We start from the raw sequence: 10099 nt of genomic DNA on the forward strand, positions 1-10099 counted from the left end.
CCTGATGACCACCGACTTCATCGTTGCCCCGGACGCACCGGTCTCCCCCGAGGTGGTCGCCGAGCCCACCGAGGACGAGCTCGCCCCCGGGAAGGCGGTCCAGCTCCTCCAGCGGGTGCTCATGCCGCGCCCGGCCGACCAGCGGAAGGTGCGCAGCCTCTACCTCGACGAGGTCAACTCCGGCCGCGCCAAGTCCCCCGACCGCTTCACCGCGCACCTGGACGCCGGCTGGGAGACCTCCTTCGCCACCTACTTCAACGCGTTCCCGGCCAGCTACTGGCGGCGCTGGAGCGTCCTCGACTCGATCGTCCTGCGGGTGACCGTCTCCGGGACCTGCCGGATCGACGTCTACCGGTCCAAGGCCGACGGCGAGTCCATGCACGTGACCGGCGCCGTCCACAACGGCGCGGAGCGGACCCTGGAGTTCGAGCTCGACCTCGGGCCCTTCATCGACGGCGGCTGGTACTGGTTCGACGTCACCACCGACGAGCCGACCACCATCCGCGACGCCGGCTGGTACGCCCCGCAGGCCCCGGCCGAGCAGCCGCGGCTGGGCATCGGCATCTGCACGTACAACCGCCCGGTCGACGCGGTGGCGGCGCTGACCGCGCTCGTCGAGGACGAGACCGTGCGCGACGCCCTGCACCTGGTCGTCGTGGCCGACCAGGGCAACAAGCACGTGCGCGACAGCGCGCACTACCCGGAGGTCGCCGCGGCGCTCGGTGAGCGGCTGCGGATCGTCGAGCAGCCCAACCTCGGCGGCAGCGGCGGCTTCGCGCGGACCATCCACGAGGCGTTCACCCGCAGCGACGTGACCCACCACATCCTGCTGGACGACGACATCCAGCTCGAGCCGGACAGCATCCTGCGCGCCCGGGCGTTCGCCGCCTACGCCCGCCAGCCGATGCTGGTGGGCGGTCAGATGCTGGCCCTCCAGGACCGTTCGGTCCTGCACACCATGGGCGAGATCGTCGACCGCTCGAACTTCTTCTGGCGGAACGCCCCGAACACCGAGTACTTCCACGACTTCGGCGAGGAGTCGCTGCGCGAGTCGCCGGACCTGCACCGGCGGATCGACGTCGACTACAACGGCTGGTGGATGTGCCTCATCCCCCGCACGGTGTTCGAGTCGATCGGCATGCCGCTGCCGGTCTTCATCAAGTGGGACGACGCGGAGTACGGCCTGCGCGCCTTCGCCGCCGGCTTCCCCACGGTCTCGCTGCCGGGCACGGCGATCTGGCACCTGTCCTGGGGCGACAAGGACGACGCCAGCGACTGGCAGGCCTACTTCCACATCCGCAACCGGCTCGTCGCGGCGGCGCTGCACTCGCCCCACAAGCACGGCGGCAAGCTCTTCCGCGAGATGCTGAAGGCCGACCTCCGGTTCCTCATCAACCTGCAGTACTCGACCGTCGAGCTGCACCACATGGCCTACCGGGACCTCCTGGCCGGCCCCGACGGCCTCTTCCAGGGCATGCCGGACTCCATCGGGCGGGCCCGCGAGAAGCGCGCCACCTACCCCGACGGCCGGGTGCTGGCCAACTCCGGTGACCTGCCGCTGCCGTCGATGAGCACGGCGGAGGCGCTGCGGTTCCGCCGGATCCCGGTGTCCCCGGTGCAGATCGGCAAGACGCTGGTCAAGGCGATCGCGCACAACGCCTCCCCGGTCGACCCGGCCGCGCGAGACGTGCCTGAGCTCAACCTGGCGTTCCAGGACGCACAGTGGTTCCTGCTGTCGCGGCTGGACAGCGCCACGGTGGGCACGGCCGACGGGCGGGGCGTGACCTTCCGCCAGCGTGACCCGCAGGCCTTCCGCCGGCTGCTGAGGCAGTCCTCGCAGCTGCTGCGGCAGCTGTACCAGGAGTGGCCGGAGATCCAGCGTCGCTACCGGGAGGCCGGCAGCGAGCTCACCTCCGTCGACCGCTGGTCGCAGGCGTTCGAGGACTGGGGCTACACCCGCGTCTGATCGAGGAATCCCTCCCGGGGGCCGGCAACCACGAGAGAGGCCCGGGCGGGACCGCCGTCCGGGGGTCCCTCGTGCTGGCGGGCTCCTGGCGCGGGGGGAGCGCCCCCGGCGGGGGGCGGCGGTCAGCCGCAGCCACTCCCGCCAGCCGGCCGGGTCCCGCCGGGACACGAGGAAGAACCAGCTGAAGCGGACCAGCTCCAGCGGCCACAGCCAGCGCATGCCGGGCTGGGCCATCAGGTAGCCGCGGTTGCGGTAGGTGAAGAAGCGCTTGACCTCGTTGGCGGGGTACTGGGCCGAGAGCCGGCCACCGAGGATCGGCTCGAACTCCGTGGTCCCCTCGGGGTGCAGGTACGCCGCGGCCGTGCAGGTGCCGAAGGGCAGGCCGGCCCGCAGCAGGCGGCGGTGGATCTCGGTCTCGTCGCCCCGGAAGAACAGCCGGTAGTCTGGGACGCCGACGACGTCGAGGGCGTCGGCGCGGAACAGCGCCCCGTTGAACAGGGACGCGTAGCGCGGCAGCAGGTCGATCCCCGCGAAGTCGCTGCGCCGGCGCCGCCAGCGCAGCCCCCGGCGCAGCGGGAAGGCCAGCCGGTCGGGGTCGGCCATGTCGGTGACCAGCGGCGAGACCTCGGCCAGCCCGTGGTCGCGGGCGGCGGCGAGCAGCACGCGGAGGACGTCGGCGTCGGCCGGCCGGCCGTCGTCGTCGGCGCACCACACCCAGTCGGCGCCCAGGGCCAGCGCGTGCAGCATGCCGAGCGCGAACCCCCCGGCGCCGCCGAGGTTGCGCTCGCTGGGCAGGTAGGTGACCGGCAGGCCGCTGCCGCGCACGACGTCCTCGACCGGCTGGTCGGGCCCGTTGTCGACGACGACCACGTGGTCGACCGGCCGGGACTGGCCGGCGAGCGCGGCGAGGCTCTGCCCGAGCAGCTCCCGGCGGTGCCGGGTGACGACGACGGCGACGACGCGCTCGCCGGTCGCGGGGACTCCGGCGGCCGTCACGCGGGCAGGCCCTTGTAGGCCCGCAGCACGTCCTCCAGCTCGCCCTGCTGCTTGATCCGGCCGTGCTCCATCCAGATCGCGGTGTCGCACAGCTCGCGGAGGAACTCGTCGGAGTGGGAGGCGAACACCAGCAGCCCGGACCGCTCGACCAGCTGGACCAGCCGTTGCTTGGACTTCTCGAGGAAGGCCGCGTCGACCGCGCCGATGCCCTCGTCCAGCAGCAGGATCTCCGGGTCGATGCTGGTCACCACGCCGAGGGCGAGGCGGACGCGCATGCCGGTGGAGTAGGTGCGCAGCGGCATGCGCAGGAAGTCGCCGAGCTCGGTGAAGTCGGCGATGTCGTCGACCCGGTCCTGCATCTGCTTGCGGGTCATGCCGAGGAACAGCCCGCGGACCATGATGTTCTCGAGGCCGGAGATCTCGGGGTCCATGCCGACGCCGAGGTCGAACACCGGCGCCACCCGACCGCGGACCTCGGCCACGCCGCGGGTGGGCTCGTAGATGCCCGACAGGAGCCTCAGCAGCGTCGACTTGCCCGCCCCGTTGTGACCGACCAGACCGACGCGGGCCCCGTGCTCGAGGGTCACGGTGATGTCCCGCAGCGCCTCGATGATGGGGACCTTGGCGCCGCTGTCGATGTTGCCGCCGACCAGCCCCATGACGGTCTTCTTCAGCGACCGGCTCTTGGCATCGAAGATCGGGAAGTCGACGCAGGCGTCCTTGGTCATGATGCTGACCGGAACGGTGCTCTCGGACACAGTCACACCCAGTAGGAGACGCGGGACCGGTAGCGGCGCAGGACGACCATCGTCAGCGCCCAGCCGACCACCGTGATGACGAGGACGACCACCCAGTGCCGCCACACCTGGTCCTGACCCAGGAGCGGACGGCGGATGATCTCCAGGAAGTGCAGGAACGGGTTGAACTCCGCCAGCCGCGCGCGCTCGGCGATGGCCGGGTTGGGGCTGTTCACCAGGTCGTCGTAGATCCAGACGATCGGGGTGAGGAAGAACATCAGCTGCACGACGCTCTGCGTGATGGGCAGGATGTCGCGGAACCGGGTGGTGATGATGCCGACGGCCAGCGCGACCCAGGCCCCGTTGAGCGCCAGCAGCACCAGCGCCGGCAGCACCGCGATCACCGTCCAGTGCAGCGGCTGCGGGAACACCAGCAGCATCACCAGGTAGACGAGCAGGTTGTGCAGGAAGAACAGCAGCTGCCGCCACACCAGCCGGTAGACGTGCACCGACAGCGGCGCGGGCAGGTGCTTGATCAGGCCCTCGTTGGCGATGAACACCTCGGAGCCCTCGCCGATGCACCCGCTGATGAAGTTCCAGACGATGAAGCCGACGAGCACGTGCGGCAGCAGGACCGACAGCTCGACGTCGAACAGGCCGGCGTAGAGGATGCCCAGCGCGACCGCCGTGACGGCCATGCTGATGGTGATCCAGATCGGCCCGAGGACCGAGCGGCGGTAGCGCTGACGGATGTCCTGCCAGCCGAGGTGTCCCCACAGCTGGCGCTGCCCCCACCCCTGCTGGAGGTCATCGACGGCCTTCCGCCAGCTCCGCACGCCCGGATCGAGTGCGGGTGCGGTCATGGACGCCACGCTACCCGCGGCCTGTCGGCACCCTCTGATACGGACCGGTCCCCCGTGGCCCGTGGGTCACGTGGAGTGGCTGTGTCGGCTGTGCCTCACCGGTAGGTCACCGCGGTCTGCCGGGTGGTGGTGTCGTAGCTGATCGACCCGCCCTGGAAGTCGGTCCGCCAGCCGGTCGCCGTCGGGATCGACCCCGACACCGGGTAGCCGAGGCGGCCGTGCTCCCAGCCGAGGGCCACCCACTGCTGGTGCACCGGGCCGACGATCTCGTGGGTGCCGGTGGCCGGCGACCAGTAGACCGCCCCGTTGGCGAAGAGCACGTAGCGGCCGTCACGGTCCCGGGTCGGCCACTGGTCCGACGTCGGGACGCCCAGGACGCTGCGCTCGGCACCGAGGCTCCGCCACAGGCGGGCGGTGTCACCGGGCACGACCCAGGTGCCCGCCGTGGTCCGGACGACCGACCCGCCCTCGAAGTCCTGCGCCTGCTGGCCCCAGTCCCCCGGGTTGCCCAGCTGCCGGGGGTCCGCGGTCGGGTAGCCGAGGGTGCCCTGCTCCCAGCCGAGGGCGGCCCACCGCCGGTACACGTCCCCGACGAGGAAGCGGACGCCGGTGCGGGAGGCGTAGACCGCCCCGTGCTCGAAGGCCTGCCACGTGGCGTCGCGACCTCCGGTCGGGAGGACGTCCCCCGTCGGCAGCCCGAGCGGTCCGGCGGCGCCGCCGGTGGATTCCCACGCGGTGCGGATCGGGCCCTGCACGATGCGGGCACCACCCGCGGCGCTCACGTAGAGGGCTCCGTTCTCGAAGGTGGCGAACCGGCCCCGGCCGCCCGGCACGGCCTGGACGTCGGAGGTCGGGTAGCCCAGGGTGCCGTGCTCGTAGCCGAGGGCGGCCCACCGCTGGTAGACGTCGCCGACGAGGTGGTGGACGCCGGTGCGCGAGGCGTAGACCGCCCCGTGCTCGAACGCCTGCCAGGTGGCGTCGCCGCCGCCGGTCGGCTGGGCGTCGCCGACCGGGAAGCCCAGGGGCCCGTGCTCCCAGCCCGATGCCGCCCAGGCCGCGTAGACGTCGCCCAGCAGCACCCGCACCCCGTTGCGCGGGGTCTCGTAGATCGCGCCGCCCTGGAAGCCGGTCCAGCGCGCGTCCCCGTCCCGGGTCGGCGCCGTGTCGGTCGTCGGGTAGCCCAGGGCGCCGTGCTCGTAGCCGAGCGCGGCCCACCGCTGGTGGGTGGCGCCGAGCAGGTGGTGGACGCCGGCCGGTGAGGCGTAGACCGCCCCGTGCTCGAACGCCTGCCAGGTCGCGTCGCCGCCGCCGGTCGGCAGGGCGTCGCCGACCGGGAAGCCCAGCGGCCCGTGCTCCCAGCCCGACGCCGCCCAGGCCGCGTAGACGTCGCCCATGAGCACCCGCACCCCGTTGCGCGGGGTCTCGTAGATCGCGCCGCCCTGGAAGCCGGTCCAGCGCGCGTCCCCGTCCCGGGTCGGCGCCGTGTCCGTGGTCGGGTAGCCCAGCGGGCTGCCCTCCCAGCCGAGCTCCACCCACCGCCGGTGGGTGGCGCCGAGCAGGTGGTGGACGCCGGCCGACGGCGAGGAGTACATGGCGCCGTTCTGGAAGAGGTTGTAGCGGGCGTCGCCGCCGCCGGTGGAGTAGGTGTCCTGGGTCGGGTAGCCCAGGGGGCTGCGCTCGTAGCCCAGTTGTGCCCACCGGGTGAACAGGTCGCCGAGGACGAAGTGCACGCCCGTCGAGGCCGACCAGTACATCGCGCCGTTCGCGTAGAAGCGGTACTGCCCGTCCCGGCCACTGGTGGGCCACTCGGGCGTCGTCGCCGGGCCCAGTTGCCCGGCGGCCCACGGGTCGTTGCGCTCGCGGTCGGTGACCGGCGTCCGCGACGCGGCGATCCGGCGGGTCACCGAGTCGCGGATCTCGCCGAGCCGCGCGTAGCCGTAGCGGCCGGGGCACGCGGTGCTGCCGACGTCGCGGTGCCCGAAGATCGTCGGGAGGGTCACCTTCGCCCCCGCCGCGTACCTCGAGGTGCCACCCCCGCCCGACGTCAGCACCGTGCTGCCGCGCGGGTCGACGCCGAACAGGTCGAACTTCCAGGCGATGATCGCCGAGACCGCGTCGACCATGGGCTGGGTCGTGTCGACCGCGTCGTAGTTGCCGAGCATCGAGACGCCGAACGTGCCGGTGTTGAAGCCGCCGGCGTGGGCGCCGATGACGGTGCTGGCCAGCCCGCCGTAGCGGCCCTCCCAGAGCCGGCCGAACTTGTCGACGATCACGTTGTAGCCGATGTCGCCCCAGCCCAGGCTCACCGTGTGGTAGCGGTAGATCGACCGCATCATCGCCGGCACGTCGTCGGCCGTGTAGTTGTTGGTGTCGGCCGTGTGGTGCAGGGTCGCGGCCTTGAGCGAGGCGGCGTTCTGCGGACCCCAGGTGCGGATCCGCTCGTCGGCGCCCCACTGGGCCCGGGAGAACACCGGCGGCATGGCCATCGCGGCGTCCGCGGTGTCCTGGATGTCCGGCTCGCCGAGCGCCGTGTCGGCCGGGCTGGTGCCGGGGTCGATGAGGTCGAGCCGGACGTCGCGGGGCTGCGCGCCCGCACGCGTGACCAGCTCGGCCTCGACACCGGTGCTCGGGCCGGTCCACAGCGGGGCGGTGCCGCTGCGGTCGGCCAGGGCACCCTGCCCCGCGTCCGCGCCGGCGTCCTCGGCGCTGACCTCGGTCCAGTCGCCCCACTGCCCGGCGGCGTCCTGCACGCGGACCTGCACGAGGGTGTCGGTGACCTCCGGGTCGCGCTCCCAGGTGACGCCGACGAGGGAGAAGGACACCCCCGTCCGGCTGACCGCGAGGGTGGGCACCCCCTCCGGCGCGCCGTCGACCGGGTCGCTGGTCCCCTCCTGCACCTCCGCCCGGGGGGCGGGGTCGTCGACCGACCCCATCGGCACCGCCTCGGCGGCGGTCTGCACCGGCTCCGCGTCGGGGGTGGGTGGAGCGGAGACGGGGAGCACCAGCAGTGCCCCGGTCACGCCGGTGAAGACGAGCAGTCCGGCGGTCAGGCGACGGCGCACGAGCAGGTCCTCCGATGTACGAGCGGCCGGCGCGACCCTCCCGTCACACGCGGCCCACTCGTTCCTCTCGGCACCGGGTCGCCCGGTGTTGAGCCGGACGGGCGGACTACCTGGGTCAGATCGGTCGGCCGGCCCGGAGACCGGGGTCGGCCAGCGCTGCGCGCAGCGCCTCCCGCCACGGCTGCGGGGCCGGCAGCCCGGCGGCGTCCCAGCTGCTGCCGTCGAGCACCGAGAACGCCGGCCGGGGGGCCGGACGGGGGAAGGCCGCGGTCGTCGTCGGCGTCACCAGTACCGGGTCGGCGCCGAGCTCCTCGTACACCGCGCGGGCCAGCCCGAACCAGCTCACCGCGCCGGCGTCGGTGCGGTGCAGCACCGGGGGCACCGGCTCGGCGCGGAGGCCGAGGGCGACCAGCCCGGCCGCCAGCCCGGCCGACCAGGTGGGCGAGCCGACCTGGTCGTCGACGACCGACACCGGCGCTCCGGCGGCCGCCCGCCCCGCCATCGTGCGGACGAAGTTGGCCCCGTGGGCCCCGTACACCCAGGCGGTGCGGACGACGACGGCGTCCCCGCCGGCGGCGGCGACGGCCCGCTCCCCCGCCGCCTTGGTGCGCCCGTACGCCGACCGCGGCGCCAGCGGCGCGTCGACGGGGTAGGGCTCGGTCGCGGCGCCGTCGAAGACGTAGTCGGTGGAGACGTGCACCAGCCGGCCGGCGCCCGCCAGCTCCTCGGCCATCCACCCGGGCGCGCGGCCGTTGACCAGCAGCGCCGTCTCCTCGTCGGCCTCGGCTGCGTCGACGGCGGTGTAGGCGGCGGCGTTGACCAGGACGGGCCGCAGACCCCGGCGCCTCGCACCGGCCAGCCAGTCGCGGAGGACGGCCCGCAGCCGCGCCTCGTCGGTGAGGTCCAGCCCGGCGCGGTCCAGCGCGGTGACGTCGTCGGCCGGGCGCCCGGCCAGGAGGGCGCGCAGGTCGCCCCCCAGCTGGCCGCGGGCGCCGGTGACCAGCCAGGCGACCGGGGCGGCGGTCACGCCCGGGCGGTGGCGGCCTTGAGCGGCTCCCACCAGGCCCGGTTGTCGCGGTACCACTGCACGGTGAGCGCCAGGCCCTCCTCGAAGGTCATCCGCGGCGCGTAGCCCAGGGCGGCGGTCCGGCCGAAGTCCACCGAGTACCGGAGGTCGTGCCCCCCGCCGCGCGGGTCGACGATGTGCTCGACGTAGCTCCAGTCGCGGCCGGTGGCCTCGAGCAGCTTCTCGGTGAGCTCCCGGTTGGACAGCTCGCGGCCGCCCCCGATGTTGTAGAACTCGCCGGCGCGGCCCTGCTCCAGGACCAGCTGGATGCCGCGGCAGTGGTCGTCGACGAACAGCCAGTCGCGGACGTTGGCGCCCTCGCCGTAGAGGGGTACCGGGAGCCCGTCGAGCAGGTTGGTCACGAACAGCGGGATGACCTTCTCCGGGAAGTGGTACGGCCCGTAGTTGTTGCTGCAGCGGGTGATCGAGACGTCCAGCCCGTAGGTCTGCGCGTACGCGCGGGCGATCAGGTCGCCGCCGGCCTTGGCCGCCGAGTACGGCGAGTTGGGCTCGAGCAGGTGCTGCTCGGTCCAGGACCCCTCGTCGATCGAGCCGTACACCTCGTCGGTGGAGACGTGCACGACCCGGCGGACGCCGTGCCGCACGGCCGCGGCGAACACCTGCTGGGCGCCGAGGACGTTGGTGAGGACGAAGTCGGCGGCGCCTCCGCTGATGGACCGGTCCACGTGGGACTCGGCGGCGAAGTTCACCACGACGTCGTGCCCGGGCAGGGCGGCGTCGAGGTCGGCGGCGGAGCAGATGTCGCCCCGCACGAAGCGGTACCGCGGGCTGTCGGCGACCGGGGCCAGGTTGGCGAGGTTGCCGGCGTAGGTGAGCTTGTCGAAGACGGTCACCTCGGCGTCCTCGTAGCCGGGGTAGCCACCGGTGAGCATTGTCCGGACGTAGTGGGACCCGATGAAGCCCGCTCCCCCGGTGACGAAAACGCGCATGTCCCGATCCTGCCGTGACCGAGGGCCGGGGTCATCATCACGAGGTGTGACGTCTGCGCCCGGTGGTGACCGGGGGGACGGCGGTTCCCGGTGAGACGGGACGGTCCCGTGTCGGTCGCCGTCGGCGGCACCCGGGGCTGACTAACCTGGGCCCCGCCGACCCCTCCGCGTCGCCGCGACCGGCCGCCTCCGGCCGACGCCGGCCGGTCGAGTCCGACCGGCGGAGCCGCTCGCCGAGTGCGACCGGCACTGCTGACCACCCGAAGTGAGGACACCGTGAGCCGAGACCGCTCCGAGCAGGGCCCTGCCGGCCGCCCGCTCCCCCCGCGGCTCGACCCGCGCGCCGGGCGCCCGACCCGCTCCCGCGGCGACTCCGGCCGGGACGCCGAGCGGCCGGCCGACCGCGCGGCCGAGCGACCCGCCGACCGCGCCCGGGACGCCGCCCCCGAGGGCGCGCCC

7 protein-coding genes and 1 pseudogene are annotated in these 10099 nt (G+C 73.6%); 2 read left to right on the forward strand and 6 right to left on the reverse strand.

Annotation, left to right across the window (positions count from 1 at the left end; all coding sequences use genetic code 11):
• Positions 1-4 precede the first annotated feature (4 nt).
• Positions 5-1966, forward strand: coding sequence for a glycosyltransferase (locus PGN05_RS18230; RefSeq protein ID WP_419753982.1), 1962 nt, complete (start codon positions 5-7; stop codon positions 1964-1966).
• Positions 1967-2377: 411 nt separating this feature from the next.
• Here PGN05_RS18230 and PGN05_RS18235 read toward each other — a convergent pair.
• From PGN05_RS18235 to rfbB, 6 genes and pseudogenes are all read right to left on the reverse strand, one after another.
• Positions 2378-3052: pseudogene (locus PGN05_RS18235) on the reverse strand (glycosyltransferase); the annotation flags it as partial.
• Positions 2959-3690: an ABC transporter ATP-binding protein gene (locus PGN05_RS18240; RefSeq protein WP_419753988.1), complete on the reverse strand. Its 732-nt coding sequence runs from the start codon at positions 3688-3690 to the stop codon at positions 2959-2961. The gene PGN05_RS18240 and the pseudogene PGN05_RS18235, both read right to left, overlap by 94 nt.
• A gap of 32 nt (positions 3691-3722) precedes the next feature.
• Positions 3723-4562, reverse strand: coding sequence for an ABC transporter permease (locus PGN05_RS18245; protein WP_419753983.1), 840 nt, complete (start codon positions 4560-4562; stop codon positions 3723-3725).
• A gap of 95 nt (positions 4563-4657) precedes the next feature.
• Positions 4658-7624 (reverse strand): N-acetylmuramoyl-L-alanine amidase, encoded by a 2967-nt coding sequence (locus PGN05_RS18250; RefSeq protein ID WP_419753984.1) that lies wholly within the window; start codon positions 7622-7624, stop codon positions 4658-4660.
• 115 nt (positions 7625-7739) lie between these two features.
• The gene (gene rfbD, locus PGN05_RS18255) at positions 7740-8651 is read right to left on the reverse strand and encodes a dTDP-4-dehydrorhamnose reductase (RefSeq protein ID WP_419753985.1); all 912 of its coding nucleotides are present in this window, start codon (positions 8649-8651) and stop codon (positions 7740-7742) included.
• Positions 8648-9640, reverse strand: a complete 993-nt coding sequence (rfbB, locus tag PGN05_RS18260) for a dTDP-glucose 4,6-dehydratase (protein WP_419753986.1) — start codon at positions 9638-9640, stop codon at positions 8648-8650. Before rfbB ends, rfbD begins: the two co-directional genes overlap by 4 nt.
• A gap of 276 nt (positions 9641-9916) precedes the next feature.
• On the opposite strand from rfbB, the gene PGN05_RS18265 reads away from it, so the two are divergent.
• Positions 9917-10099: hypothetical protein (locus tag PGN05_RS18265; RefSeq protein ID WP_419753987.1), on the forward strand; the 183-nt coding region annotated here is incomplete at its 3' end.

The sequence above is a fragment of the Geodermatophilus sp. CPCC 206100 genome, assembly GCF_048569675.1.
Taxonomy (GTDB): Bacteria; Actinomycetota; Actinomycetes; order Mycobacteriales; family Geodermatophilaceae; genus Geodermatophilus.